The organism is Streptomyces sp. NPDC087422, assembly GCF_044744145.1.
GTDB lineage: Bacteria > Actinomycetota > Actinomycetes > Streptomycetales > Streptomycetaceae > Actinacidiphila.
The window spans coordinates 55455-82149 of the sequence record NZ_JBIUXT010000002.1 but is presented as its reverse complement, the minus strand read 5'-3'; the positions used below and the strand labels follow the sequence as shown (position 1 = coordinate 82149).

General features: G+C 72.4%; 22 protein-coding genes. 10 read left to right on the top strand and 12 right to left on the bottom strand.

The genetic code is table 11. The features are described from left to right. The first annotated feature begins 26 nt into the window (after window positions 1-26). Complete coding sequence (locus ACIO6U_RS06230) at window positions 27-1016, top strand: DNA-3-methyladenine glycosylase family protein (protein WP_401716024.1); 990 nt, start codon at window positions 27-29, stop codon at window positions 1014-1016. Between the two features lie 826 nt (window positions 1017-1842). Here ACIO6U_RS06230 and ACIO6U_RS06225 read toward each other — a convergent pair. Then, entirely contained in the window at window positions 1843-2745 is a 903-nt protein-coding gene (locus ACIO6U_RS06225; protein ID WP_401716021.1) for an oxygenase MpaB family protein, read from the bottom strand. 161 nt (window positions 2746-2906) lie between these two features. Between ACIO6U_RS06225 and ACIO6U_RS06220 the strand changes: the two genes are divergently transcribed. Further along, window positions 2907-3503 (top strand): GNAT family N-acetyltransferase, encoded by a 597-nt coding sequence (locus ACIO6U_RS06220; protein ID WP_401716020.1) that lies wholly within the window; start codon window positions 2907-2909, stop codon window positions 3501-3503. Here ACIO6U_RS06220 and ACIO6U_RS06215 read toward each other — a convergent pair. From ACIO6U_RS06215 to ACIO6U_RS06190, 6 genes are all read right to left on the bottom strand, one after another. Beyond that, complete coding sequence (locus ACIO6U_RS06215) at window positions 3479-3919, bottom strand: GNAT family N-acetyltransferase (RefSeq protein ID WP_401716017.1); 441 nt, start codon at window positions 3917-3919, stop codon at window positions 3479-3481. The genes ACIO6U_RS06220 and ACIO6U_RS06215 overlap by 25 nt on opposite strands. Before the next feature lie 61 nt (window positions 3920-3980). Continuing rightward, a complete protein-coding gene (locus ACIO6U_RS06210) occupies window positions 3981-5192 on the bottom strand; it encodes an MFS transporter (protein ID WP_401716014.1) in 1212 nt (403 codons plus the stop codon). A gap of 5 nt (window positions 5193-5197) precedes the next feature. Continuing rightward, complete coding sequence (locus ACIO6U_RS06205; protein ID WP_355348379.1) at window positions 5198-5800, bottom strand: GNAT family N-acetyltransferase; 603 nt, start codon at window positions 5798-5800, stop codon at window positions 5198-5200. After that, the gene (locus ACIO6U_RS06200; protein ID WP_401716010.1) at window positions 5797-7008 is read right to left on the bottom strand and encodes a type III PLP-dependent enzyme; all 1212 of its coding nucleotides are present in this window, start codon (window positions 7006-7008) and stop codon (window positions 5797-5799) included. The genes ACIO6U_RS06205 and ACIO6U_RS06200 overlap by 4 nt, the downstream gene beginning before the upstream one ends. An 8-nt stretch (window positions 7009-7016) precedes the next feature. Beyond that, window positions 7017-8336, bottom strand: coding sequence for a DUF6271 family protein (locus ACIO6U_RS06195; RefSeq protein ID WP_401716007.1), 1320 nt, complete (start codon window positions 8334-8336; stop codon window positions 7017-7019). Next, entirely contained in the window at window positions 8318-9379 is a 1062-nt protein-coding gene (locus tag ACIO6U_RS06190) for a phytanoyl-CoA dioxygenase family protein (protein WP_355348388.1), read from the bottom strand. The genes ACIO6U_RS06195 and ACIO6U_RS06190 overlap by 19 nt, the downstream gene beginning before the upstream one ends. A 569-nt stretch (window positions 9380-9948) precedes the next feature. Here ACIO6U_RS06190 and ACIO6U_RS06185 point away from each other — a divergent pair. Continuing rightward, window positions 9949-11460: a glycoside hydrolase family 3 N-terminal domain-containing protein gene (locus tag ACIO6U_RS06185; protein WP_391049952.1), complete on the top strand. Its 1512-nt coding sequence runs from the start codon at window positions 9949-9951 to the stop codon at window positions 11458-11460. 135 nt (window positions 11461-11595) lie between these two features. Further along, window positions 11596-12558 carry a helix-turn-helix domain-containing protein gene (locus ACIO6U_RS06180; RefSeq protein ID WP_401716004.1) on the top strand — a complete coding sequence of 321 codons (963 nt, stop codon included), beginning with the start codon at window positions 11596-11598 and terminating at the stop codon, window positions 12556-12558. Window positions 12559-12653: 95 nt separating this feature from the next. On the opposite strand, the gene ACIO6U_RS06175 is transcribed toward ACIO6U_RS06180, so the two are convergent. From ACIO6U_RS06175 to ACIO6U_RS06155, 5 genes are all read right to left on the bottom strand, one after another. Next, window positions 12654-14123, bottom strand: a complete 1470-nt coding sequence (locus tag ACIO6U_RS06175; RefSeq protein WP_401715998.1) for an FAD-dependent oxidoreductase — start codon at window positions 14121-14123, stop codon at window positions 12654-12656. After that, on the bottom strand, window positions 14120-14416 hold the full coding sequence (locus ACIO6U_RS06170; RefSeq protein ID WP_355348400.1) for a (2Fe-2S)-binding protein: 297 nt from the start codon (window positions 14414-14416) through the stop codon (window positions 14120-14122). The genes ACIO6U_RS06175 and ACIO6U_RS06170 overlap by 4 nt, the downstream gene beginning before the upstream one ends. After that, complete coding sequence (locus ACIO6U_RS06165) at window positions 14400-15641, bottom strand: NAD(P)/FAD-dependent oxidoreductase (protein ID WP_401715995.1); 1242 nt, start codon at window positions 15639-15641, stop codon at window positions 14400-14402. The genes ACIO6U_RS06170 and ACIO6U_RS06165 overlap by 17 nt, the downstream gene beginning before the upstream one ends. Window positions 15642-15746: 105 nt before the next feature. Beyond that, complete coding sequence (locus ACIO6U_RS06160) at window positions 15747-16748, bottom strand: proline racemase family protein (RefSeq protein WP_391049962.1); 1002 nt, start codon at window positions 16746-16748, stop codon at window positions 15747-15749. Beyond that, window positions 16745-17653, bottom strand: coding sequence for a dihydrodipicolinate synthase family protein (locus ACIO6U_RS06155; RefSeq protein ID WP_401715992.1), 909 nt, complete (start codon window positions 17651-17653; stop codon window positions 16745-16747). The genes ACIO6U_RS06160 and ACIO6U_RS06155 overlap by 4 nt, the downstream gene beginning before the upstream one ends. A 441-nt stretch (window positions 17654-18094) precedes the next feature. Between ACIO6U_RS06155 and ACIO6U_RS06150 the strand changes: the two genes are divergently transcribed. The 6 genes from ACIO6U_RS06150 to ACIO6U_RS06125 all read left to right on the top strand — a co-directional run bounded on the left by ACIO6U_RS06150 (window position 18095) and on the right by ACIO6U_RS06125 (window position 26676). After that, window positions 18095-18748: an FCD domain-containing protein gene (locus ACIO6U_RS06150; protein WP_391161793.1), complete on the top strand. Its 654-nt coding sequence runs from the start codon at window positions 18095-18097 to the stop codon at window positions 18746-18748. 313 nt (window positions 18749-19061) lie between these two features. Beyond that, window positions 19062-20138, top strand: a complete 1077-nt coding sequence (locus tag ACIO6U_RS06145; protein ID WP_391049967.1) for an ATP-binding cassette domain-containing protein — start codon at window positions 19062-19064, stop codon at window positions 20136-20138. Between the two features lie 99 nt (window positions 20139-20237). Further along, window positions 20238-21419: a substrate-binding domain-containing protein gene (locus ACIO6U_RS06140; protein WP_355348418.1), complete on the top strand. Its 1182-nt coding sequence runs from the start codon at window positions 20238-20240 to the stop codon at window positions 21417-21419. 133 nt (window positions 21420-21552) lie between these two features. Further along, a complete protein-coding gene (locus ACIO6U_RS06135) occupies window positions 21553-23346 on the top strand; it encodes an ABC transporter permease (protein WP_401715988.1) in 1794 nt (597 codons plus the stop codon). 88 nt (window positions 23347-23434) lie between these two features. After that, entirely contained in the window at window positions 23435-25030 is a 1596-nt protein-coding gene (locus ACIO6U_RS06130; protein ID WP_401715985.1) for a DUF885 family protein, read from the top strand. Further along, complete coding sequence (locus tag ACIO6U_RS06125) at window positions 25027-26676, top strand: gamma-glutamyltransferase family protein (protein ID WP_401715982.1); 1650 nt, start codon at window positions 25027-25029, stop codon at window positions 26674-26676. The genes ACIO6U_RS06130 and ACIO6U_RS06125 overlap by 4 nt, the downstream gene beginning before the upstream one ends. Window positions 26677-26695: the final 19 nt, after the last annotated feature.

Here is a 26695-nt window from a genome sequence, read left to right as displayed (position 1 = left end):
TCGGAGGGGGCGGATACGCTCGCCGGGTGCCTCTCCCGCGACCCCGACCCGCCTCCACCACCGCCACCGCCGCTTGCGCGGCGTCGGTGTCATCGGCGGCTCCCGCGGCTCCGCGTACCCGGTCCTGGTCGCCTGCCGGGCCGCTCGACATCCGGCTCACCCTCAACCCGCTCTGCCGCGGTTACGGCGACCCCGCCTTCCGGATCGACCCGGACGGCACCGTCTGGCGGGCCAGCCGCACGCCCAACGGCGCGGGCACCCTCCGCCTGACCGGAAGTCCCGCCGTGATCGAGGCCCACGCGTGGGGGCCCGGCGGCCAGTGGCTGCTCGACGCGCTGCCCGCGCTGCTCGGCGCCGACGACGATCCGGCCGCGTTCACGCCCCGGCACCGGCTCGTGCACGCCGCGCACCGGCGCCACCCCGGTCTGCGGCTGACCCGTACCGGGCTCGTCCTCGAATCGCTGATCCCCTCCATCCTGGAACAGAAGGTCACCACCACTGAGGCGTACCGGGCCTGGCGGCTTCTGCTCCACCGCCACGGGGAGGCCGCGCCGGGGCCGGCGGGCGCCGAGCGCATGCGCGTCATGCCCGACGCGCGGGGGTGGGCCCTGGTCCCGTCCTGGGACTGGCACCGGGCGGGGGTCGACAACAAGCGCGCCTCCACCGTCCTGCGGGCCGTCCGGGCCGCCTCCTCGCTCGAAGGGCTCACCGCCCTTCCACCCGGCGAGGCGGCCACGCGGCTCCAGACGGTGCCCGGGATCGGGCCCTGGACGGCTGCCGAGACGCTTCAGCGCAGTCATGGGGCCGCCGATGCCGTGACGGTCGGGGACCTGCACCTGCCGCATCGGGTCGGGTACGCCCTCACGGGTGAGCGCCGCTCTTCCGATGAGGTCATGCTCGGTCTTCTCGCGCCCTACGCGGGGCAGCGGCACCGTGCCGCCCGCCTCATCCTCCTCAACTCTCCCGCCCCGCCCCGCCGCGCCCCCCGCCTGGCCCCCAACCCTCCTGGCCGCTAGCCCTCTTGGCCTTTGTCTTTCCCGCCCGCCCACCCGTGCGGGTGTTTTCTCGTCTGCGGGTGCCGCTTGTGCCTGGTCGGTGCCGGTCCGGGGCACCTCCTCGAAATGCGGCTACCTGGTACCTGTGTATCCGGTGCCGTTCTTGTCACCGCATTTCTGCGGGGGCACCCCGGCCCGTCCCCTTCCGGTACGTCGGCGTCCGCCTGTCCGGTGGGGGTTTCCGGGGGAGGGGGGTTCTTTCGGCGAGCCGCCCTGCGCCGGTGCCCCCTCCCGGTGAGTCGGAATGCTCGGGCCTTTCCTCCAAGAGCCCCACAAAACCCCTGCGGCGAGCCCCACACCCGCCCTGAGGACCAGGTGGCCCCTTAACCCCCCTAGCCCCCCACCCCCTCCGGCGGCCGTCAGCTTGCGGGCCCGAGCCGAACCGTCGAACCCCGCAAGACCCGGGCCCCGCCCCCTTCACCCGAACGAAGAGCCGGGCGGTACATGGCCCACCCCCCGGCCCCCCTGTCCAGCCCACCCGCCCGGACGGCCGCTGGCGGAGACGCCCGGCCCCCACCCACCCCCCTCCCAGCACCCCCACCGGCGGCCGGACGCCGACGTACCGGAGCCCACCCCCCCGCCAGCACCCTCACCGGACCGTCGGACGCCGACGTACCGGAGCCCACCCCCCCCCCCCCCCCCCCCCCCCCGCCCCGGCGGCCCCCCCCCCCCCCCCCCCCCCCCCGGCGGCGCCCCCCCCGGGGGGGGCCCCCCCCCCGGCCCCGGGGGGGGGGGGCGCCCCCCCCCCGCCCCCCCCCGCCTCTGCGCCGTCTTCCGGCCCCGCCCGTCAGCCTTCTGACGGCCCGTCGGACCGCCCGGCGGCCTCCGGAGCCATCGCCCAGCGGATCGTCCTGGTCAGACCGTGCCCCGCGAGCCGGACGCCGGTCGCTTCGGTGATCGGCAGATACGGCAGCCGCAGCGGGCTGCGGGCCCACGAAGGAAGCAGCCCCACCGCGCCCGCGGCCAAGATCGCGTACGGGCCGCGGGCGGCCCACGGCAGCGGCGGGTCGAGCAGCAGGAAACGCGCCGCGTCCCGCGCCTCGGCCGTGGACCGCAACTCCGGCCGGTACGCGGCGAGCCGGGCGGTCAGCGCCGCCTGGTCGCGCGGCGGGTCGAGGACACCGAGGGCCTCCGCGACCCGCGCGGTGTCCGCCACGTAGGCGTCGCAGCCCGCGGCGTCCAACGGCCGCGCCCCGTACCGCTGATGAGCGCGCAGGAAACTGTCCACCTCGGCGACGTGCACCCAGCCCAGCAGATGCGGATCCGACGCCCGGTACGGCTCCCCCTCCGCGGTCGTGCCGCTGACGCGCTCGTGCACCGCCCGTACCTGCTCGACGGCCTGCCGCGCGTCCTCGGCGGTGCCGAAGGTCGTGACCGCCAGAAAGGTGCTGGTGCGCTGGAGACGGCCCCACGGATCTCCCCGGTAGCCGGAGTGCGCGGCGACCGCGGCCATCGCCAGCGGATGCAGCGACTGCAACAGCAGCGCACGCAAGCCCCCGATGAACATCGACGCGTCACCGTGCACCACGCGGATCGGCCGCTCGGGGCCGAACCACCGTGGCCCCCGCGCGTCCTGGATCCGCGCCCGGTTCTTCGGCCCCGAGGGCCCCGCCACCCGCGCCAGCAATTCCGCGCGCAACCGCTGCCGCACGGCTGCGACGCCGGGAATGTCCAGAATACTGACGGCCATGTCGCCACTGTACGACTCGGGCGTGAACGCGGTCGCGCGGGGAGGTGTCGGCGAGGTCCCGCCGGAGATGATGTGGGACGGAAACAGGCGGCCGGACCCCGGCGGTACCCGGGCGCGGCGGCCCACGGACGGAAGCACCTGCGCGGGAGAGGCGGAACGCGATGACGACGGCTGAGGCGGGCGCGCTCGGGGACGGGCTGCGCATCGAGCGGGCGCGAGCGCTGGACCCCGGAGCGGCGCACGCGCTGCTGGCCCCGCTGGTCCGGGGCGGCGCCCCGCTCGGCTGGCTGGAGCCGCCCGGCACCGACGAGGTCACGGCCCTCCTCGACCGGGTCCTGACCGCGGTACGGGCCGGCGACGGGTCGCTGCGCGCCGCGTATCTCGGCGAGGACCTGGTCGGGTTCGGCTACTGGCTGCGGTACACCCGCCCCACCCACCGCCCCCACGCCGACCTGGAGCGGCTCGCCGTGGACGGCGCCGCCCACGGCCACGGCATCGGCCGCGCCCTGACCGCGGCGCTCGTCGCCGACGCCCGCCGGGCCGGGATCGAAGTGCTCACCCTCGACGCCCGTGGCGACAACACCCGCGCCATCGGCCTCTACGAATCACTGGGCTTTCGTGAGTACGGCCGCCTGCCGGACTTCGTGGCGGTCGGGCCGCGCCGCTACGACAAGGTGTTCCACATGCTCGACCTGCGCCCCGGCCGCCACGGCGGCGGCGCGGAGGACGCCGCTCAGGGCAGCCGCAGCGTCACGTAACGGATCGTGTCGCCCGGCAGCAGATACCGCTCGACCTCGACGAAGCCCTGCGTGAGCGCGAAGCGCAGCCCGTCCTCATTGGACTCCAGCACCACCGTCTCGACGGCGCCCGGCCGCAGCTCCCGCGCGTGCGCGAGCCCGCGCGCGTACAGCTCCCGGCCGAAGCCCCGCCCCCGGTGTGCGCTGAGGACCCGCGCGATGACCGTGACCACCGGCTCGTCGTCGGTCGGCGGCCGTACCGTCGTGTTTCCGACCAGGACGTCGCCGAGGTAGGCGACCTCCAGGAGGTGGCGTCCGCTGCGCTCCCGGACGTCGTCCAGGGACAGCGGATGCGTGGGGATGACCGTGTTGTGGACGGCGCGCCAGTCCTGGACGAAGGCGTCGGGGCGCACGCGTTCGATGCGAAGTGTGCTCACCTGCACAGCGAAGCGGGCGCGCCCCGAGGCGTCAACCGTGATTCGGGGCGCGGCCCGCGGCTCAGGCGGTCGACGTCCAGCGGATCTGCGTGCTGCACAGGGACACGACCAGCGCCGAGGCGGCCACGGCGCCCAGGCCCCAGACCAGACCGGTCGCGTTGGCGATGAAGCCGATCACCGGCGGCCCCGCGAGCAGCCCCGTCGTGCCCATCGTCGCGACCAGCGTCAGCGCGTCCGAACCCTGACCGGCCGCCGCCACGTACACGCACGGCGTCACGGCGGCGATGCCCAGGCCGACCGCGGCGAAGCCGATCAGCGCCGGGACCACGCCGCCGCTGAGCAGCGCGATGGCCAGGCCCGCCGCGGCCAGGGCGCTGCCCGCGCGGACGATCAGGCCGTCACCCCAACGGCTGCGCCAGCCGTCGGCGAAGAGCCGGGCGAGCACCATCATGACCGAGACGACGGCGATGCCCATGGGCGCCAGTTCGGCCGAGGCCTTGGCGACGTCCTTCATGTAGATCGCCGACCAGTCGTTCATCGCACCCTCGGTGACCGTGCCGAAGGCCATCGCGCAGCCCATCCACAGGGTCATACGGGCGGGCAGCGTCCACTTGCCGCGGCTCTTGGCACCCCGCTCCTCCGCGACCGCGACCGCGTCCTCCTTCTGCTCCCGCGCCTCGGCCGCCTCGTCCTTGGCCGCGATTTGCTCTTGCGTCAGCAGCCCGGTCCTGGCGTACGCGGTCAGCAGGAGCAACAGGACGGCGGCGGCGCCGAAGTGCACCGCCATCGTCGAGGTGACGGTGTTCATTCCGGAGGCGAGCAGGGCCGCGCCGAGCGAGCCGCCGCTGAAGGTCGCGTGCAGCTTGGCCATGGCGTTGCGCCGATGGACGGCCTCCAGCGCCGCGCCCTGCGCGTTCATCGCCACATTCAGGCAGGCCACGAGCACCCCGTCACAGCCCATGACGAGCAGCGCGACCGGGTAGTTCGGCATGACGGACAGCGGGATGAGCAGCAGCGTCAGGCCGACGGCCGAGAGCAGCGACAGCAGCCGCGAGCCCAGCCGCCGCATCAGCATCGCCACCAGCGGGAAAGCGGCGGCGGCGCCGATGCCGGTGGCCATCAGCAGCAGCCCCACCTGCGCGGCGGTCAGGTCCAGATGCGCCTTGATCGCGGGCAGCCGCGACGCCCAGGTGGCGTACTGGAAACCCAGCGAGAAGAAGAGCGCCCCGATCGCCAACTGCCCGCGCCGGAACGGATCGTGAACGTGCAACACAGGCGTTATCCCACTTCGTTTCGCGTTGGTGCCCCGCTCAGCAGGCCGCTGGTCGGCGTCGGACTCTCGACGGTCGGCGCGGTCGGCAGCGCCATGGACATGTACACCGAACCGGCCCCGTAACTCTCGGAGTTCACGACCTCCTTCTGGGCGGCGAAGCCGTTCGCCGCCCAGAAGGTGTGACTGCCGCCGACCGCGACGAGCGACATCTGCTCGTATCCCTGCCGGAGCGCCCGCCCGGTGAGGTGGTGCAGCAGGCGTTTGCCCAGGCCCCGGCCGCGCAGATCCTCGGCGATGACGAGGTCGTGCACATGCAGATTGCGCGAGCGGAAGACCACCTCCTCGCCGCGGGCGAGGTCGGGCGCCTGCGAGACCGGGTACGGCAGCGCCAACAGGTAACCGGCGAGCCGCTGTTCGACGTCGAGGACGAAGCACGTCGTCGGCGACGCCCACGCCTTCGACTCCAGCGCGGCCCGCCCCTCGGACAGACCGAGGGAGGTGTAGGCGGCGGCTTCGAGCGCGACGAGGTCTGCCCAGTCGCCGTCGCCGACAGGGCGGACGCGCGCGTGCTCCGTCACCGCGCGCCGGGGTGTCTCGCGGTCGCTCACCTGTCGTGCTCCTTCCGCGGGCGGCCCGGCCCGTCGCCCGCGCCGCGTACGCACACGTACGGCAGCGGGCTGAAGCCGTTGAACCCCTGGGTCATGTAACTGACGGCGTAGGCACCGCTGGACAGCACCCACACCGGGTCGCCCGACACGACCGACTCGGGTACCGGGACCAGGCTGTGCTCGCGCGAATAGGCGTCGTCGCTGTCACAGGTCGGACCGGCCACGGTGGCCTCGACGCGCGGGGTGTCGGGGTGGGTGGGGAAGACCAGCCGGTACTGCAACTCGTCCATCTCGTACAGGCCGTTGAACTTCCCGCAGCTCAGGTAGAGCCAGCGGTGGGCCGTGCCGTCCGCCGTGTGCCGGGTGGACAGCCGCGAGACGTGCGCCCGGACGGCCCCGTGGTCGGCGACCAGATGGCGGCCCGGCTCCATCACGAAGCCCAGGCCGTCGCCCGCCGCCTCCCGGCACCGCTGCATGCCCTCGCGGATGACGGCGAAGATCTTGTCGATCGGCGGGTCGAGCGGCCTGCCGCGCTTGTCGAGATAGCCGAGCGCGGGCAGGCCGCCGCCCAGATTGACGTACCGCGGCGGCATACCGCGCTCGCCGAGCACGGTCAGCGTGTCGACCAGTTGCTCGAACGCCCGCTGCCACGCCTCGGCCGTCATCTGCTGCGAACCGACGTGCACGGAGAGCCCGGCCGGCCGCAGCCCGGACTCCCGCGCCTTCTCCAGCACGGCCACGGCGTCCTCGGCCGAGCAGCCGAACTTGTTGCTCAGACCCCAGAGCGCTCCGTCACCGTCGGTCGCCAGCCGGCAGAACACCCGCGAGCCGGGGGCGTGCGCCGCGACGGCGGCGACGTCCTCCAGGCTGTCGGTGGCGAAGTCCCTGACACCGAGGCGATAGGCCGCCGCGATGTCCCGGTCCGACTTGACGGTGTTGCCGTAGTGAACTCTCCCGACCGCGACGCCGGAGCGTACGGCCTGCTCGATCTCGTTGATACTCGCCGCGTCGAATCCGCTGCCTTTCGCGACAAGACAGGCGAGCACTTCGTCCACGGGACAGGATTTCATGGCGAAACGCACCGCGATTCCCGGCAGCTCGCGCAGCAGGGAATCGTAGCGTTCCTCGATACCGCTGAGATCGAAGACGATCCGGTCCTCGGCGCTGGCCGAAAGAGCGGCGAACAGTGAGGCGTTCTCGTGCGTCATGTGCGGCGTCAGCCAGGCAGCCGCTGGAGTGTGTCGAGACCCGTTTCCCTGCTCGCCCGAATCATCGCCGACCATGTTTCCGTCAACAATGCGTAGTCCTCGATGTCCCCGCGGGCCTCGTCCAGCAACCGCTCGCGCCGCTCCGTGAGCGAGTCCGCGAATTCCGCGTACCTGCCGCCGAGCTTGCGGTAGGACCGGTCGAGGATGTCCAGCCGCTCCACATTCTCCGCACGGTCCAACAGAGCGCTGTCCCGCAGCAATTCGGCGACCGCGGCCACTCGTATCCGGTGGTCGTCGTCCAGCAGCGCGGAACCGGCCTCGGCCATCCGGTCGTACACGGCGTTGAGATACAGCATCGACAGGAAGAATTTGGCGAAGCGCAAGTGATACGCCATGAACCCGGCGTCCGTCTTCCGCTCACCGGTGTAGTAGTTGACGATGTTCCGGTTGTGCAGGACACCGGGCAGCGTCGCGTCGTGGACGAGGTGGATCAGGAAGTAGTCGCTTCCGATCGTGTCCGTCGCGGGCATCAACGGGACCTGCTCGTGGACCCCGTGGAAGGCGATGTTGCACATGTCGACCCGCATCGGGTCGACCAGGGTGAGCGTCGAGTGGTCGCCCGCGAAGGGCTCGTGGCCCGCGCCCTTGAAGGACTCGTCGACCAGTTCGCGCTTCTTCCGCGACGACCAGTGGACCGGCGCCCACAGCCCGACCACGTCGTAGTAGGCGTCGCGGTCGAGCCGGTGCATCTCCTCGATGTCGACGGACATCTCGCCGATGAAGGAACTGCCCACCATGGAGACGGTCTTGCCGGTGTGCGCGTCCGCCAGATCGGTCTCGGTCACCCCGGCCGCCGCGTCGCCCGCCCGCTTGCCGAGCGACAACAGCTCATGGTGGACGGGGAAGACCGGCAGACCGTCCACGGACTGGTAGCGGCTGTCGGAGTCCCTGCGGTGCACGGACTCGCAGCCCAGCGCCGCGGCGATCAGGAACGCGCGGTTGGTGCAGGCGCCGTACGAGAGCCCGGCGGGCAGCATCAGATCGAGCAGCAGCTCGGGCTTGTCCGGCGCGGCCCGCTCGATGACCCGCCGCAGGAAGTCGCGCTGCTCCGCCTCGCCGAGGTGGTGCACGACGACGCCCGGTACGGCCGGCAGACCGCGCACGACCCGAGTGTGCTGCTCGCGGGCTCCGGCGTCGGAGGAGTCCAGGACCAGCAGACGCACCTCGACGTCGAAGTGCGTGGCGGCGTGGGCCGCCTCCTCGTGCACCGCCGATATCGTTGTCGCGCAGGGCCTGTTGGTGGGCAGCGTCAGGCAGATTCGGCGCATGTCCGCTCCCCGGTCCCCTGCTCCGCGGACGGCTGCTTCCAGGAGTCGCGGCCCAGCAGCTTGGCGCCCAGGTCGGTCAGCTCCGCGGGTCCGTACCGCAGGGACTCGTGCCGGGTGGCGTCGCCGACCAGCGTGCCGTTCCACTCCGGAGTGCTGAGCGTCCGCCAGGAGTTGACGCGCGAGTCCCGCAGCTCCTGGTGGGACTCCAGGGCGGGCATCATCGAGAGGTACTGGGCGGCGCGGACGCCGCTCTGCGAGGTGTTGGGCGCGACGCCGTGCGCGAGCAGCCCGTTCCAGATCAGCAGGTCACCGGCCTTGAGATCGGGCTGGATGACGGGGTATTCGGCGCGGTCGACGCTCGGCCGGATCGGGTCGCGGTCCTCCGGCTGGAGCGCCTTCCACTCCTCGAACCGGTGGAAGAGGTCGGGTGCGCACTGGAAGCCGCCCTGGTCGGGCTTGGTGTCGTTGAGCGCGATGATCCCTTGGACGCGCTGCGGGAGCACCTCCAGCGTGGTGTCGATGTCCCAGTGCAGCGTGATGTCGAAGCCGCGCTCGGTCGGCGCGATGTGGGCGCGGTCCCGGTTCTTGATGTTGGGCGGGTTGAGGTTGAGCCGGTCCAGCGTCACCCACAGCTCTTCGCAGTCCCATACGTCGACGAAGGCGTCGTAGACGCGCTGCGACTGCCGGCTGTCCCACATGAGCTGGTGCTGGTAAGCCTCGACGAAACCGTAGATGTGCAGTTCCCTGTCGAGATCCGAGCGGAACTCCCGCTCCTCGTACCAGGTGTCCGGGCGGGCAGGATCAAGTCCCTGGAAATTCCAGGCGAATTCCAGGAGCTCGTCGGCCGCGACGGCGGGTATCGCCTGTCGCACCACGACGTATCCGTAGGTCTGCCAGAAAGTGAAGTCCTCTTCCGACAGCACACGGAGTTTCTGTGTCTTGCGGAGGTTCCGCAGCGGAGTCGGTGTGAGGTAGGTCTCGCCGTCCGAGCTGAAGTACGGGCGTTCGGAAGAGGCTCGAAAAGAATGATCAGGCGCCGACAAAGCAGTCGCTCCAGGGTTCGGTTCTCTGATGCGGATCGCCCCCGGGCTTTCCTTCGGCCGGGACGGATCGGCCGTGTGGGGACAGGCAATCGCGTCCGGTGCCGAGAGTGGTTCTGGGCGACCGCCACTACATGTGCCTACGCCAAAGCACGGCGGAACCGTGCGTTGCCGTCGGTGGGCGAGTGGGTGCGTACGGCAACGGACGTTCGCAACTTGCCCATCATTCATGGCACTACGCCGCGCTTGTCGCTCGCTGAACTCGCGTCCCACTAAAATGGATTAGACCAACCGCCCATGTCAACCGTGGAGTTGACGTGTCGCGCCGTCCGAAGGCGGCGATTCGGCCACCTCGTCGCCGTGCGCGATCCGGGCCCTACCACGGGTGACGCGGCTTCCCCGGCGGCGACGGACCAGGTCAGGCGCGGTCTCCCGGACGCCCCGGCCGATGTGGCCGGTGTACGTGCGTCAGGCACTTGACACCCCAGATCACGCTGGGCGAGTATCCGGATGGTCTGTACCAATGTCCGCCGTGTCACAAATGCGTTGGCTCTACGTGGAAGGCCCAGTTGATGTCCTCCAGCACGCCCGACAAGGAGCTGCGACGACTCGCGCTCTCCGTTCTCCAGCCCGGCTTCGTGGGGACGGAGGCGCCGGAGTGGGTGCTGCGGGCCATCGGTGACGGCCTGGCCTCCGTCGTCCTCTTCTCGCGCAACATCGCCTCGCCCCAGCAGGTGGCCCGGCTGACCGCGCAACTGCGCGCCGAGAACCCCGCGTTGATCATCGCGATCGACGAGGAAGCCGGGGACGTCACCCGTATCGAGTCCTCGACCGGCTCCACCCGGCCCGGCAACTTCGCGCTCGGCGCCGTGGACGACCCCGACCTCACCGAGTCCGTCGCCCGCGACCTCGGCCGCCAACTGCACGCCGCCGGCGTCAGCCTCAACTACGCGCCCAGCGTGGACGTCAACTCCAACCCGGACAACCCGATCATCGGGGTGCGCTCCTTCGGCGTCGACGCCGGTCTGGTCGCCCGGCACGCGGGCGCCTGGATCCAGGGCCTCCAGTCGGCCGGAGTCGCCGCCTGCGCCAAGCACTTCCCCGGTCACGGGGACGTCGCCGTCGACTCCCACCACGGCCTGCCCAGCTACGACGCCGACCTCGCGACCATCGCCGCCCAGGCCCTGCCGCCCTTCGAGGCCGCCGTCCGGGCGGGCGTGCGCGCCGTGATGAGCGGTCACCTCCTCGTGCCCGCCTACGACCCGCACGTTCCGGCCACCCTCAGCAGCCGCATCCTCGACGGGCTGCTCCGCAAGGAACTCGGCTTCGACGGCCTGATCGTCACCGACGCCATCGAGATGGGCGCCGTCACCGACCGCTACGGCATCGACGGAGCCACGGTGAAGGCCGTCGTCGCGGGCTGCGACGCGGTCTGTGTCGGCGGCGAGAACTCCGGGGCCGACACCGTCGACCTGCTCACCGACGCGCTCGCCGACGCCGTACGGTCGGGCGACCTCACGCAGGCGCGGCTGGAGGAGGCGTCCGAGCGGGTCCGCGCCTTCGCCGAGTGGTCGACCGGCCTGGCGCGGGCGGTTCCGGTCAATCCGGTCAGCGGCGACATCGGTTACGTCGCCGCCCGCCGCGCCATACGCCTCGGCGGCTCCGCGGGCGACGTCCTCCCGCTGACCGCGCCCCCGCACGTGGTCGAACTGGTGCCGTCCACCAACCTGGCCATCGGCAAGGAGACCCCCTGGGGCGTCGCGGCCCCGCTGCGCGAGCGGCTGCCCGGCACCACCTTCGTCCGCGTCCACCACCAGGAACTCGCCGCCGACGCCGCCCTCCTGGAGTCGTACGCGCTCGCGCCCGCCGCCGGGCGCCCGCTGGTCGTCGTCGTCAGGGACGCCTCCCGCAACAAGTGGATGGGCCGCGCGCTCGCCGAACTCGCCGGGGCACGTCCCGACGCGATCGTCGTCGAGATGGGCCTGCCGGGCGACTCCGTCCAGGGCGCCGCGCAGATCTTCACCCACGGCGCGACGGCCGCCTCCGGTGTCGCCGCGGCGGAAGTCCTGGTGGGCGCGCGGTAGTCGGGCCGGGCCCCGGCGGGGTCCGCGCCTTGGGCTGGTCCGACGACCACCGGGGGATACTTGGCCCGAGGCGTCCGCGGCCGGAGACTCCGGTACGCGGCCACCGCGGTCCGAGGGGGAGCCATGATGCGGACGATGTTCGATCGTGACGATCTGTCGCCGCCGGACCGGCTGGCGGCCCTCAACGAGCTGTTCGTCACCAGCGAGCACCCGATGAGCCTGTCCAGCCGGGAGGCGGAGGACTTCAGGGCGTCGGCCAGGACCGTCGACCTCGCGGCGGTGAACGTGGTCGAGCTGAGGGTCTCGCCCTCGCAGGTCGTCCGCACGCCGAAGATGGTCCGCCAGGCGGATCCGGAACTCCTCTGCCTGGCCATGGCGCCCTCGGGCAAGCTCGTCATGAGCCAGCTCGGCCGCGAGGCGGTCCTGGAGGCGACGGACATCGTCCTCTACGACAGCTCGCGCCCCTTCGGACTCCAACTCGGCGCGGGCGGCGAGCCCACCACACTCGTACGCGTCCACATCCCGCGCGCACAGCTCGGACAGCCCGCCGACCGGATCGAACGCCTGCTGGCCCGGCCCCTGCCGGGACAGGCCGGATTCGCGGGCATGCTCGTGCACTTCCTCACCGGCCTGACCACGCAGGCGGCCTACCGCCCCGACGACCTCGGGCGGCTGGCCCGTATATCCGAGGACCTGCTCGCCGCCGTCGTCGCCCACCACCTCGACGCGGAAGCCGCCCTCCGCGAGGACTCACGCGGACGCACACTCCTGCTGAGCGTCGAAGCCTTCGTCCAGCAGCATCTGCACGACCCCGACCTCTCGCCGACCCACATCGCCGACGCCCTGCACGTCTCCGTCGGCTACCTCCACCGGCTCTTCACCACGCGCGAGACCACCCTCGCCGCCTGGATCCGCCGCCTCCGCCTGGAGCGCGCCCGCCGGGACCTGCGCGACCCCGCCCTCCGGGATCTCCCCATTCACCGCATAGCCGCCCGCTGGGGATTCAAGGACCACTCCACCTTCACCCGTTCCTTCCGCACCGCCTACCACCTCTCGCCCCGCGACTACCGCCACGCGACGGGGAGCAGCGAACCGTAAACGGCTGGGCTCAGCGGCACCATGTCGTGCCGCATGCCTGAGGACGCCATGCCTGAGGACGCCATGGCTGAGCGCGCCATGCCTGAGCGCGCCTCTTACGCGTCAGGACCGCCCCCGTCCCCGTCCCCGTCCGCCGCGGCGATCTCGCCCAGCGGCACGGGGAAGGCCAGCGGGCGGGTGGCCAGGCCGCGGTGGTCGGCGGCGGTGGCGGGGCGGCCGGTGAGGGCGGCGCTGATCGCGGTGGTCGCGAAGCTGCACACGCGGCCCTGGCACATGCCCATACCGGGGCGGGCGAGCTGCTTGAGGGTGCGCGGGTCGTCCGCGCCCAGCGTGCGGTGGGCCTCGTCGAGCGCCGCGAAGGTGACCTCCTCGCAGCGACAGACGACCGTGTCGGGCGTGAGCCACGCCGTCCAGTGCGCCGGGACCGGATGGGCGGTGTGCATCGCCGCGGCGAAGCGGCGACCCCGCCGGATGCCCGACCGCAGACGGCGTACGGCGCCGCGGTCGTAGGACCGGCCAAGGTCGGCGGCCACGGCGAGCCCGCTCAACCGGCCCTCGCGCAGGGCGAGCGCGGCGCCCCCGACCCCGGTGCACTCCCCGGCGAGGTAGACGCCGGGCACGCTCGCGCGCTGCCACGCGTCCACCACCGCGACCAGTGAGCCGTCCACGTCCACCCGCGTCCGCGCGCCCAGCGCCAGCGGCAGTTCGAGAGCGGGGGTGAAACCCCAGCCGAGCGCCACCAGATCCGCCGCGACCTCGGTGGCGCGCGCGGTGACGGGGCGGCCGTCGCGGCCCAGCGGCGCCACCCGGACCGCGCGGACGCGCGTCCCGCCGAGGATGTGGGTGACGACGGTCCTCGTCCGGTACGGGATACGGTGGCGCGCCAGCAGCGCCGCGTACCGCGCCGCCTCCACCGCCTTGGCCGGTTCCCGCGCCGCGCCGCCGGCCTCGCGCAGCCAGCCGCGCAGCGCGTTCGCCTCGCAGACCAGGGGTACGTCCGCCCCGGCCGCGGCGAGGCCCGTCGCCACCGGGAGCAGGAAGGGGCCGGTCCCGGCCACCACCGCCCGCCGCCCGGCCAGGGTGCCGTCCGCCTTGAGCAGCGCCTGCACGCCGCCCGCCGCCATGACACCGGGCAAGTCCCAGCCGGGAATGGGCAGTTGGCGGTCGTATCCGCCCGGACAGAGCACCAGGGCGCGCGCGGCCACCGTCACGGCCGGTGCGCGGGCCGTGTCGTGCGCAGGCCGGGTCCTGAGAATGAAGCCGTCGGCCCCGCGCTCGGCCCGCCAGACCTGCCGGCCGTACAGCGTCCGTACCCCGGCTCGGGACAGCCGCTCCGTCAAGTCCGCGTACGTGCCCAGGTGGTGGTATCCCTCGTCGGCGCGCGGTCCCCCCGGTCCGTGCCGCCAGAACTGGCCGCCGGGGCGCGCCGCCGCGTCGACCAGGACGACGCTCAGCCCTGCCTCGGCGGCGGTCACCGCCGCGGCCAGCCCCGCGGGACCCGCGCCGACCACCGCGACCTCGGCCCGCGCGACCTCGGCCTCCGCCGTCGTGGCGACGCCCGTCATCGGTCGGCGCCTTCGTATGTGGCGGGCGCCGTCTCCAGCCGCATGCCGTCGGCCGCCGGCACCTGGCAGGCGCGCTGGTCGCGGTGGCCGTCCACGGTGATCAGGCAGTCGAAGCAGACACCGATCCCGCAGAACAGGCCGCGCGGTCGGTCCTCGACGCGGGTCGACCGCCAGGCGACGATGCCCGCCGCCATCAGGGCGGAGCCGACGCTTTGGCCCTCGCGGGCAGAAACGGGCCGGCCGTCGAGGAACACGGTGCAGGGCGCCGCGAGGTCGTCAGCGTGAGGGGGCACGGGGTTCCTCCTGCGGTTCCTCGGTGGCCGGGCTGGTGTCGAAGCGCTCGGGGGCGAAGGGCGCGAGGTCCAGCGGTACGGCCTGGCCGGTCAGCGCACCGACGAGCAGGCTGGCCGTGCCCGCCGACAGACCGATCCCGGCGCCCTCGTGCCCGCAGGCGTGCCACAGCCCCGGCGCCCGCGGGTCGGGGCCGATCACCGGCAGGTGGTCGGGGCAGTAGGGGCGGAAGCCGACGTAGGAGCGCAGCGCCGGGACCGAGGCCAGGAACGGGAAGAGCGCGATGGCCTTGCGGGCCAGCGCTGCGGGGACGGCGGGGGACAGCCGCCGGTCGAAGCCGACGCGTTCGCGCGAGGAGCCGATCAGGACGGTGCCCGCGCGGGTGCCCTCCACCACGGGCGACGTCTGGAGTGCGGCGTCACCGCTGGCCACATCGGCGACGTACTCGGCGGCGTAGACCTTGTGCCGGATGACCAGGGGGAGCGGCCGGGTGACCAGGACGGCGCCGCGCCGGGGGAGCACCGGCACCCGTACTCCGGCCAGCGCCGCCACGTCGCCCGCCCACGGGCCCGCCGCGTTGAGCACGGCCGGGGCGTGCACCGGACCGCGGTGGGTGTCGACGCCGGTGATCCGTCCCCCGGACGTGCGGAAACCGGTCACCTCCGTGCCGGTCCTGACCCGCGCGCCCGCCTCACGGGCCAGGCGCAGCAGGTGCGCGACGACGAGCACGGGCTGCACCTGGGCGTCCTGCGGGTAGAACGCGCCGGAGACCAGCTCCCGCGACAGCAGCGGTTCGTAGCCGGGCAGTTCGTCGCCGGACACCTCGACCGCCTCGACGCCGAGGGTGCGCTGATGCCGTACGAGCGTGGCCAGCGTCCCCGAACCCTGCGCGGTGGCGGCCACGACGAGACCGCCCTTGGGCTCGTACTCCCACAGGCCGGCGTGTTCCGCGAGGTCGTCACGCCACACGCGCAGCGAGAGCAGGGCCAGATCGAGTTCGGGGCCCGGCTCCTTGTCGGAGACCAGCAGATTGCCCTCGCCCGCGCTGGAAGTGCCGCCCGCCAGCGGACCGCGGTCCAGGACCGTGACGTCGAGACCGGCGCGCGCCGCGAAGTACGCGGCGGCGGCCCCGATCACGCCCGCGCCGATGACGACGAGGTCCGCGGTGTCGGACGCCGTGGCCGGGCGCGGCGCCGTTCGCGACGCGGGCGGGTGCGGTGTGCGCATGGCGGCCTTCCCGGTCGCAGGTCAGGGGCGGGGGCGTGGGGTTCACGGTCGGGTGCGGACGCGGGGTCCACCGGCGGGTGCGGGCGGGGGTCCACCGGCAGGGCACTACAGGAGGAATCCCGCGGGAAAGGGGTCGTCGGGGTCGAGCATGTACTGGGCGGTACCGGTGATCCATGCCCGCCCGGTGACGGTCGGTACCACCGCGGGGACGCCGCCGACCTCGGTCTCCTCCACCAGACGGCCGACGAAGCGGGTGCCGATGAACGACTCGTTCACGAAGTCGGTGTCCAGCGCGAGCTCCCCGCGGGCGTGCAACTGCGCCATCCGCGCGCTGGTCCCCGTACCGCACGGGGAGCGGTCGAACCAGCCGGGGTGGATGGCCATGGCGTGCCGGGAGTGGCGGGCGGTGGAGCCGGGCGCGGTGAGATAGACGTGGTGGCAGCCGCGGATGTCAGGGCGCTCCGGATGGACCGGTTCGTCGGCCTCGTTGATCGCCGCCATGACGGCCAGGCCCGCCTCCAGCAGCCGTCCGCCCTCCCGCCGGTCGAAGGGCAGGCCGATCCGCTCCAGGTCGACGACGGCGTAGAAGTTGCCGCCGAAGGCGAGGTCGTAGCCCACCTCGCCGAGGCCGGGCACGGTGACGGTCCGGTCCAGCGCGTGCGCGTAGGAGGCGACATTGCGCAGCGTCACCGACCGGGCGGCGCCGTCCTCGACCGCCACCTCCACGGTGACCAGCCCCGCCGGGGTGTCCAGCCGGATCACGGTGACCGGCTCGCGGACCTCCACCATGCCGGTCTCGACCAGCACGGTCGCCACCCCGATGGTGCCGTGGCCGCACATGGGCAGCACCCCGGACACCTCGATGAACAGCACGCCCCAGTCGGCGTCGGGCCGGGTCGGGGGCTGGAGGATCGCACCGCTCATCGCGGCGTGCCCGCGCGGCTCGTACATCAGCAAGGTGCGCAGATCGTCCTTGTTGGCCATGAACCACGTACGCCGCTCGGCCATGGTGCCGCCCGGCAGGACGCCCACGCCGCCGGTGATCACACGGGTCGGCATGCCCTCGGTGTGGGAGTCGACGGCGTGGAAGACGCGCCGCGCCCTCATCGGCAGCCCTCCGCGACCGCGGCCTTCGTCAGCTCGGTGATCCGCGCGGCGACGTCGTCGGGCAGCGGACCGCGCGGCGGACGGCAGGGGCCGCCGTACCGTCCGGCCACATCCATGGACAGCTTGATGGCCTGGACGAATTCCGTCTTGGAGTCCCAGCGCAGCAGCGCGTGCAGCGAGCGGTAGAGGGCGATTCCGGCCGGTACGTCGGCGGGGTCGTCCGACGTGATCAGGCGGAACATCTCGACGGTGGTGGCCGGGAAGGCGTTGGTGTAGCCCGCGATCCAGCCGACCGCGCCCGCGAGCCCCAGCTCCAGCACCATGTCGTCGGCGCCGACGATCAGGTCCAGGCCCGGCGCCGACTCGGCCAGCAGATAGGCGCGGCGCGGATCGCCGCTGAACTCCTTGACCGCCACGATCAGATTCTCGGCGTGCAGTTCGGCGAGCAGGTCGGGGGTGAGGTCGACCTTGGTGTCGATGGGGTTGTTGTACGCGACCACGGGCAGCCCGACCCGCGCGGCCTCGCGGTAGTGGGCGACGACGTCGGAGCGCGAGGCCCGGTAGGAGTTGGGCGGCAGCAGCAGGACGGAGGCGGCGCCGGCCTCCGCCGCCCGCTCGATCCACTCGCAGACCTCCCGTGACCCGTACGCGGCCACGCCGGGCATCACCCCGAACCCCTCGGGGGCCGCCTCGATCGCGGTCCGCATCACGCGGGTGCGCTCGTCGATACTGAGGGTCTGGTACTCGCCGAGCGAACCGTTGGGGCACACGCCGTGGCAGCCGCCGTCGGCCAGGAACCGGACGTGCTCGCCGTACGCGTCGAGGTCGACCGAACCGTCGGGGCGGAACGGGAGCGCGGTGGCGACGTAGACCCCGTGCCAGGGCTGCGCCTGGGTGTCGGGCATGCGGTTCTCCTCACGGGAAGGGCGGACGCGCCGCCTCGGCGGTGCGAGGACGACGGGGGCCGGGCGGGCGAACGAGGGCTCGCGGGCCGCGCGTTGGGCGCCTGGACGCTGACGGGGGCGCCGCGACGGGAGCCCGGATCGGTGGTGCGCAACGGGCTACGGACCGGCCGCCGGGACCGTGGGCGCTGCGCTGTCACAGTAGCTGTGCAATGGCACTGACGCCAGACCCCGACGGATCTTCGAGCGAACAGCGCGAGGACGTGCGCCTTTGCCCCTTTCGTTCCCGGCTCGCGCGTCCGTGGATATCATTGCGCCGCACAATGAAACCTCATTGACCCTCCGCCCTGTCGCCGCCGTACCCCGCCCGGCTGTCATCCTGACCTCGGACAGGCGATGCGCCGGCCGAGCGGCGGGGCGCGGGAGAGCCGAAGGGCGGGGCACGTGAGCGGTGGGCAGAGCGTCGACGGCCGGGAGACCCAGCGGGACCGGGTGCGCAACGAACTGCGCGCCGCCGTGGTCTCCGGGGACCTGATCCCGGGCGCGGTCTACTCCGCTCCCAGCCTGGCGGCGCGCTTCGGCGTGTCCTCCACCCCGGTGCGGGAGGCCATGCTCGACCTGGTCAAGGAAGGGCTCGCGGTGGCTCAGCCCAACAAGGGCTTCCGGATCACCGAGGTCTCCGACCAGGACCTGGACCAGATCACCGCCGTCCGCCTGCTGATCGAACCGCCCGCCGTACGCGCCGTCGTCCCGCTGGTCCCCGCCGCCGACCTGCCCCTGCTGCGTACGCTCGCCGAGCACATCGTCGTCGCCGCGCGCGCCGGTGACCTGGTCGGATACGTCGAGGCCGACCGGATCTTCCACCTCACGCTGCTGGGCTACACCGGCAACCGGCACCTGGTGAACGTCGTCGCGGGTCTGCGCGCGCGGACCCGGCTGCTGGGCCTCGCGCCGCTGCTCGCCGACGGCAGCCTCGTCGAGTCGGCGATGGAGCACCACCAGCTCACGGACTTCGTGGAGTACGGCGACGCGGTGGGCGCCGAGCTGATGATGCACCGGCACATCGGGCATGTCCGGGGGCTCTGGGCGGCGCGCTGACGTCCCTTCCGTCCGCGTAACACAGGTTTTACCGGGCGGATCGGACGAAATTTTCTCCCCGCCCGGCGGCGCTCCGCGCGGGCTCGGCCCCGTGCGGCCCGGGGGAGTCAACTCGCAGGTGGCGGGCGGGCGTTGAGCGCCCGGACGACGATTTCCCGACCCGCTCGCGAGCCCGGTCGGATGGCTTGAACGGTGCCCTGTGCGTCGTCGCCGATTCAAGAACTTCGTGATCGACCGTTGACCGCACCCTTGTCGCTCACTTAGCGTCCTGCTCACCCCAGTGGAAGCCAAGTTCCAATGAATGGAAGTTCAGGTGAACGCTGTGAACCCGGACGATCCGTCGGCCCTCGACGCCCGATTGACCGATGTCAGCAAGACCTACCCCGGCGGCGAGACCGCGGTGACCAGCATGAACCTCGGTGTCAGGCGAGGCGAGTTCTTCTCGCTCCTGGGACCGTCGGGATGCGGCAAGTCCACCACGCTGCGGATACTCGCCGGTCTCGAACAGCCCACGGAAGGCACCGTCGCCATCGCGGGCAAGGACATGACCGGAGTGCCGCCCAACAAGCGGCCGACCAACCTGATCTTCCAGAGACTGGCGCTCTTCCCGCACCTCACCGTGGCCGAAAACATCGCTTTCGGTCCGAAGATACGCCGCCAGTCACGGGCGGAGATCCGGTCGACCGTCACCGACATGCTGGACCTGGTCGACCTCGCGGGGTACGCCAACCGCAAGCCCGCCCAGTTGTCCGGCGGCCAGCAGCAGCGGGTGGCGATCGCCCGCGCCCTGGCCAACAAGCCCGCCGTACTGCTGCTCGACGAACCCCTGGGCGCGCTGGACCTGCGGCTGCGGGTGCAGATGCAGCGCGCCCTGAAGCAGATCCAGCAGGAGTCAGGGACCACCTTCGTCTTCGTCACCCACGACCAGACCGAGGCGTTCACCATCTCCGACCGGATCGCCCTGATGAACCAGGGCCGTGTGGAGCAGGTCGGGCGGCCCGACGAGCTCTACGACCGCCCTGCCACCGAATTCGTCGCCACGTTCCTCGGCGACACCAACATCATCCGCGGCGCCGTCGCCGACCGGGTGCTGCGCGCGGACGGCTTCACCTGCCGCACGCCGGGGCCCGGCACGGCGCTGTCGGTCCGGCCCGAGGCCATCGCCATGCGGCCCCGGCTGACCAGCGACTTCGACAACCGCTTCACCGCCCGCGTCACGGACCTGACCTTCCAGGGAGCCAGCATCCGCTTCCAGGTGGCCGTGGCCGACTCCAGGCAGGAACTGGTCGTACAACTCCCCGCCAAGGACGCACGGGGGATCGCCACGGGGGACGAGGTCGAGATCGGCTGGCCGTCCGACGCCGCCGTCATGCTCGGCGCCGACTCCTAGGACTCGTCCGCGCGACGGGCCACCGGGCCTGTCCGCGCGACAGTCCCGGCCGAGCGCGGGCCCACCACCAGAAGTGCTGTGACCACCCAGGGAGAGACCATGCACAGCAACACGGGCAGATCGAACGGGGACAAGGCGGCGGCGGCCGGAGCCGCGTCGCCCGCAGGGGAAGGCACCGGCCGTACCCCGGTGTCGCGGCGCTCGCTGCTGACCGGCGGCGGCGCGGTGGCGGCCGGACTGTTCCTGGCCGCCTGTGCCTCGAACAAGCAGCCCGGCACGTCGGCGAGTTCGGGCGCGGGCAAGGGAGCGGGCAAGAAGCTCACCATCACCATGACCCCCTTCGCGGGCGCCGATCTCGGCCTCATGCCCAGGGAGTTCGCCAAGGAGTACCAGGACAAGCACCCCAACGTGCAGATCAAGATCGACGACACGCTCAACCTCGCCAAGCAGACCGCCGCTTACCAGGCGAACCCGCACAAGCCGCTGAACAACCTGGTCTTCTCCAACGGCGGCGCGACGGCCACCGGCAAGGCCACCGGTATGTACCTCAAGCTGGACTACAGCAAGATCCCCAACACCTCGCAACTGCACGCCCAGTTCGTCGAGCGCGACCACTGCGGTGTGGTGTTCGGCGCCGACCAGATGGGGCTGGTCTACAACACCAAGACCTACCCCAAGGGCTTCGCGTCCTGGACCGACCTGTGGTCGCCCGACCAGCGCGGAAAGCTCTGTTTCTTCACCATCCCCTGGTGGGCCATCGGCATGGCCGCCAAGCTCAACGGCGGCGGCTGGGACAACATGGACCCCGGCTTCAAGCTGTGGATCGAGCACGCCAAGAACATCCGCACGATCGTGACGGCCAACCCCCAGTTCCTCAACGTGCTCTCCACCAGCGAGGCCCCGCTGACCTCGCACTACCTGGGCACCTCGACGGCCTGGCACGCCCAGGGCGCGCCGCTGGGCTTCAGCCGCCCCACCGAGGGCGCCTTCTTCGACCCGGTCGGCGTCAACATCAACTCCGGTTCCTCCGACGACCAGCTCGAGGTCTGCTACGACATCGTCAACGAGATGCTCCAGCCCAAGTGGAACCAGCGCTGGGTGGACACCTCGGTCGAGATCCCCGCCTCCAGCACCTCGAAGCTGACCCCGAAGCTCCAGGCCATCCCGGCCATCGCCGCCGGCGCCGACCAGAAGTTCGTGGACGTCGACTGGGACACCGTCGGCAAGAACATGGCCGCCTGGACCGCGCGGTGGAACGAGGAAGTCGTCTCCAAGATCTGACGGCCCCGTTCGTACGACTCAGTTCCGACGGCTCCAGTTCTTACGGCTCAGCTCTCACGGACCGGTTCCGACAGCCCGGTTCTCACGGCTCAGCCCCGACGACGTCCACCCCACGACCGGAAGGACCTGCACGATGGCGGACAACCCTCCAGGCGGCATACGAGAAGCCGCCCCGGTGAACGGGGCGGCGACGGCCACGGCGGAGCGCCCGGCCCCGGAGAAGCCGGGACCCCGCCAAGCGCAGCCCAAAGCCTTCACCGGCAAGGGCCGCGACCGGCGCACCGCACTCCTCCTGCTCGCGCCCAGCATCGTGCTGCTGCTCGCGGTGTTCGCCTTCGCCATGGAGTCGCTCGTCGAGTACTCCCTGCAGAAGTACCAACCCGGTGGCGTCAACACCACCAACACCCTGGCCACGTGGACGAAAGTCCTCACCAGCTCCTACTACTGGTCGGTGATCTGGCAGACCGTACTCGTCGGTCTGCTGGTCACCGCGATCACCGCGGTCGTCGGCTACCTCACCGCCCTGGCACTGCACCACACCAAGCGGACCGGCTGGCGCAACGCCGGATACGCGGTGGTCTTCTCCTCGCTGGTCTTCTCCGGCATCGCCAGCGTCTACGCCTGGCAACTGCTGCTCGGCCAGGAGGGTTTCCTCAACTCCGCGCTCGGCCTGTTCGGCATCGGCCCCGTCCATCTGCTCTACGAGCGCAGCGCCGTCGTCATCGCCCTCGTGCACACCCTGCTGCCGCTGATGGTCCTGCCGATCAGCAGCACCTTCCGGCAGATCGACGGCACCCTCGCCGACGCGGCCGACGACTTCGGCGCCTCCCGCTGGCGCACCTTCCGCTCGATCACCCTGCCGCTGAGCGCGCCGGGCCTGATCGCCGGATGCCAGCTCACCTTCGCCCTGACCATCTCCAGCTTCACCGCCCCCAGCCTCCTCGGCGGCGGGCGGGTCGCGACCCTGTCCACCAGCATCTACTCCCTGGTCGGCACCACGGACTATCCGGGCGCCTCCGTCTGCGCCCTGGTGCTGCTGATCCTCGCGCTGGTCTCCACCGGAGCGTTCGTCCTCCTCCAGCGCCGGTTCGCCGAGGCCGACCAGGGCGGAGTCACCATCAGCCCCTCGCCGCCCCGCGGCATCCGCGGACTCGGCGTGTGGATGGCCGTGCTGTACGCCTTCCAGCTCGTGCCCGCCGCGATCGTCGTGATCAGCTCGCTGTCGTCGGTCTCCTACGGGGTATGGCCGCCGCCCGGCTTCTCCACCCGCTGGTACACCAACCTCTACCACCAGGACGGCGTCATGGACGCCTTCGTCGGCAGCCTGTGGATCGGGGCGCTGGTCGCGGTGCTCGCCGTCCTGCTCGGCTCCGCCGGCGCGGTAGCCCTGGTCCGCTACCGCTTCCGGGGCAGCGGGGTGGTGCAGTCGGCGCTCTTCTCACCCGTCGTGGTGCCCAAGATCGCCTTCGGCTTCGCCGTGTTCATGCTGCTCGCCCGGGCTGGTCTGCCCTCCGGCAGGTGGGCGGTGGTCCTCGCCCACACCGTGGCGACCGTGCCGTTCGTGATCGTGCTGCTGTCCGCCGCCCTGACCCGGGCCGACCGCACCCTGGACTACGCGGCGATCGACCTCGGCGCCTCGCCGCTGCGCGCCTTCCTCCGCACGACGCTGCCGCAGATCGCGCCCGCCCTGCTCATCAGCGGCGTCTTCGCCTTCCTCGTCAGCTTCAACGAGATCGACCTGTCGATCTTCCTGCTCACCTCCGACCAGCAGACCCTGCCGGTGTGGATGTACGGCTACCTCAACAACTACCAGGACCCGACCCCCGCGGCCCTGTCCACGATCATGACCGCGCTGTCGGTGCTCGTCGTCGGACTCGGCGCCCTGCTCCTGCGTGTCGTCCAGCGCGGCCGACGACTGGAGCTGTGACCGACCGCCACCACCGCATCGGGCCACGCCGCACCCGCGTCCGCGTACCCGCACACCACCCGCCTTCGTACGACCAAGGAGACCCCCGATGGCTGAGCTGTTCCCACGGCTGCGCCACGTCTGCGACCTGGACGCCGCCTACCTGCGCGAATACTCAGGACTGCACGACGAGTACGACGGCACGATCGTCGACCTGTCGCCTGCCGGGGTGGCCTCGGCGCTGGCCGCGCTGGGCGGTCCCGCGCTGGACGACGCGCACGACGAAGCACAGCTCGCCGCCACCGAGAACGCGATGCGGACCCGGTTCGGCCGTATCCGTCAGCACCGCTGGGACCCCTGGGTCCACATCGAGGCGCTGGACCTGTCGCCGTACGACCGGCCCTACGACGACGAGGCGGTACGCGTGCGGGCCAGGCGCCGCCACCTGCGGCTCTGGCCGGACGCCGTGGACAACGCGATCGAGGCGCTGGACGAACTGTCGTCCTCCGTCGCCGGGATGTTCCTGCCCGCGGCGCGCGGAATGGCCGCCGAGGTCCGCGCCGACGACGGCGAGGACGGCGTACGGGCCCTGGCCGCGCTGGAACGGCTGACCGCCCACCTCGAACGCGCGGCGCGCGAGGCCGCTCCGGCAGCGGGACTCGGCAGGGCCGACCTCACCGCGCTCCTCGGCTGCGAGGACCGCGTCCCGGTGGACCTGGACGAACTGGCCGCCATGGCCGACAGCGAGTACGCGCGGATGAGCGACATCCTGGACGACGCCGCGGCCCGGCTCGACCCCGCGGGCGCCGACGACCCGGCCGCCAGGACCCGGCGGCTCAGCGCCCGGGTACGCGCCGACCACGGCGACTTCCCGCGCATCCTCGCCGACACCCAGGCCCAGGTCGCGCTGGCCGCGCGCTTCGTGCGCGAGCGCGAACTGGTGCCCGTCGTCGACGAGGCGTGCGTCATCGAACCCAGCCCGCCCGCGCGGAGTTGGGCCGCGGGCCGGGTGAGCTGGACCGCGCCGTGGGAGACGCGCGGCCACTCGCTCTTCCACGTGACCGGACCCTCGCCGCACTGGTCGCTCGACGACCACCGCGCCTGGCTGTCCCGGTTCAACCGGCCCGCGATGGCCGTGATGGCCGTCCACGAGATCGGCCCCGGCCACTGCAGCCACGCCCTGATGATGGGCAAGGTCGACCGGCCGATCCGCAAGACGCTCTGGTCCGAGCTGTTCTTCGAGGGCTGGGCGCACTACGCCGAGGAGATGATGTGGGAGGAGGGCTACCAGGACGACAGCCCCCTCTACCAGTTCGGCATGGCGCAGGAAGCCATGATGCGGGTCGTCCGCGTCCAGGCCGCGCTCGGCATCCACACCGGCGCCCTCACCCTCGACGACGCCATCGCCCTCTTCGAACGCAAGGCGTTCCTGGCGGGACCGGCCGCGCGGGCCGAGGCGCTGCGCGGTGTGTGGGAGCCGACCTACATCCGCTACACCTGGGGCAAGGTCCTCATGCGGCGGCTGCGCGACCAGGCGAAGACCGCGTGGGGCAGCGGCTTCACGCTGCCGCGCTTCCACCGTGAGCTGATGGCCTTCGGCTCCCCGCCGGTCGGCCTGGTGGCCTCCGCGATGGGCATCGGCCCGGCGCCGCTCCCGCAGCCGGGGCCGGGCGCACCGGCGGACCAGGGGAGCGGACCGGCATGACGGCGGGCCAGCGGCCGGTCGTGGACCGGGCACTCGAACAGGGGCGGAAGGACTCCGCCCACGGCGGCACCGCCATGGTCTCCGCCATGCACCCGGCCGTCGCCGACGCGATGCTCGACGTCCTGCGGCGCGGCGGCAACGCCATGGACGCGGTGCTCACGGCCGTCCCCCTGCAAGGCGTGGTCGAACCGCAGATGACCACCCTGGCCGGTGGCATGTCCGTGCTCTACTACGACGCCGCCCGGCGCGCCTACGACTACATCGACGGCGAACTCGACCACACCCGAGACAGCCCGCCGGTCTCCGCCACCTGGGACCACTACGTGACGGTGGACGGCGCCCTGGGCGCCTCCTCCGGCCGCCGCGTCGCGGTCCCCGGCGCGGTCGCGGGCATGCACCTGGCCATGGAACGCCACGGCAGCATCCCCTGGGCCGACTACTTCGCCCCCGCCGTCGAGGTCGCCGCCGCCGGGTTCCCGATGTACTCCTTCCTGTACGGCGAGGCATTCGAGGCCGCCGCGGGCCGGTTGGCGGCGCACCCTTCTGGCCGCGCCGAATTCCTGCCCTGCGGCCACGTACCGCCCGTCGGGGAGCGGCTGGTCCGCCCGGCGCTGGCCGAGACGATGCGGCGGATCGCCGCCGACGGCCCCGACCACGTCTACCGCGGCGCGTGGGCGTCGCGCTTCGTGGCCGCGGTCCGCGAGACCGGCGGCACCGTGACCGCCCGCGACCTCGACGACTACACCGCCCGCGCGAGCCGCCCGGTGCGGCGCGCCTACCGGGACCACGAGATCGTCGGCGCCCCGCCCCCGTCGTCCGCGGGCGTCCTCATCGGCCTCGTGCTCGGCATCCTGGAACACTTCGACCTGCCCGCCCTGGGCCACTACACCCGCGACGCCGAAGCCCTCGAAGTGCTGCGACGCGCCACGGCGTTCGCCGAGTTCTTCACCGAGCGCTTCGTGAAGGACCCGCTGTCCTTCGACGTCCCGGTGGACGAACTCCTCTCGTCCGACTTCACGGCGTCGCTGGCCGCGCTGATCCGCGGCAGCACCCGACGCGACCCGGCGCCCGCGAGCGGCGGTACGGTCCGGCCGCCCGGCGCGCCGCACACCCACAACACCGACCACGTCGTGGCGGTGGACGGTGCGGGCAACATGGCGTCGCTCACCCACAGCGTCTACGGCACCACCTTCGGCACCGGCCTGGTCGTGGACGGCGTTCACGTCAACAGCGGCAACAGCTTCCCCGGCACCGGCGACGGCGACGGGCGGCGCGTCCTGTCGCCCTTCCCGCCCACCATGGTCGCCCGCGCCGGAACCCCGCACCTGGCCCTCGGGTCACCGGGCCTGTCCGCGCGCGCCACCGCGATCGTCCTGGCCAACCACCTCGGATACGGCCTCGACCTGGCCGAGTCGATCGACGCGCCGCGCTTCCAGGGCGTCCAGACCGACCAGCCGTTCACCGTCGAGGCACGGGTCGACCCGCGGGTGCTCGACGCGCTCGCTACCCGCTACGGCGCCGACGTACGACCGACCACCCCCTACTTCTGGCACTTCGGATCCGTCCACGCGGTGGAAGTCGACGCGGACGGCCACCGCCACGGATACTGCGACCCGCGGCGCCCGGGACGGGCCACGGGATGGTGACCGACCCGCCCGAACAGCC

Bases quoted from the DNA above. Each gene is read 5' to 3' on its own strand.
- ACIO6U_RS06160 (WP_391049962.1), bottom strand. From the start codon at position 16,748: ATGAGGGCGCGGCGCGTCTTCCACGCCGTCGACTCCCACACCGAGGGC.
- ACIO6U_RS06185 (WP_391049952.1), top strand. From the start codon at position 9,949: ATGTCCTCCAGCACGCCCGACAAGGAGCTGCGACGACTCGCGCTCTCC.
- ACIO6U_RS06125 (WP_401715982.1), top strand. From the start codon at position 25,027: ATGACGGCGGGCCAGCGGCCGGTCGTGGACCGGGCACTCGAACAGGGG.
- ACIO6U_RS06195 (WP_401716007.1), bottom strand. From the start codon at position 8,336: ATGCGCCGAATCTGCCTGACGCTGCCCACCAACAGGCCCTGCGCGACA.
- ACIO6U_RS06165 (WP_401715995.1), bottom strand. From the start codon at position 15,641: ATGCGCACACCGCACCCGCCCGCGTCGCGAACGGCGCCGCGCCCGGCC.
- ACIO6U_RS06130 (WP_401715985.1), top strand. From the start codon at position 23,435: ATGGCTGAGCTGTTCCCACGGCTGCGCCACGTCTGCGACCTGGACGCC.
- ACIO6U_RS06180 (WP_401716004.1), top strand. From the start codon at position 11,596: ATGTTCGATCGTGACGATCTGTCGCCGCCGGACCGGCTGGCGGCCCTC.
- ACIO6U_RS06225 (WP_401716021.1), bottom strand. From the start codon at position 2,745: ATGGCCGTCAGTATTCTGGACATTCCCGGCGTCGCAGCCGTGCGGCAG.
- ACIO6U_RS06135 (WP_401715988.1), top strand. From the start codon at position 21,553: ATGGCGGACAACCCTCCAGGCGGCATACGAGAAGCCGCCCCGGTGAAC.
- ACIO6U_RS06140 (WP_355348418.1), top strand. From the start codon at position 20,238: ATGCACAGCAACACGGGCAGATCGAACGGGGACAAGGCGGCGGCGGCC.
- ACIO6U_RS06155 (WP_401715992.1), bottom strand. From the start codon at position 17,653: ATGCCCGACACCCAGGCGCAGCCCTGGCACGGGGTCTACGTCGCCACC.
- ACIO6U_RS06220 (WP_401716020.1), top strand. From the start codon at position 2,907: ATGACGACGGCTGAGGCGGGCGCGCTCGGGGACGGGCTGCGCATCGAG.
- ACIO6U_RS06175 (WP_401715998.1), bottom strand. From the start codon at position 14,123: ATGACGGGCGTCGCCACGACGGCGGAGGCCGAGGTCGCGCGGGCCGAG.
- ACIO6U_RS06200 (WP_401716010.1), bottom strand. From the start codon at position 7,008: ATGACGCACGAGAACGCCTCACTGTTCGCCGCTCTTTCGGCCAGCGCC.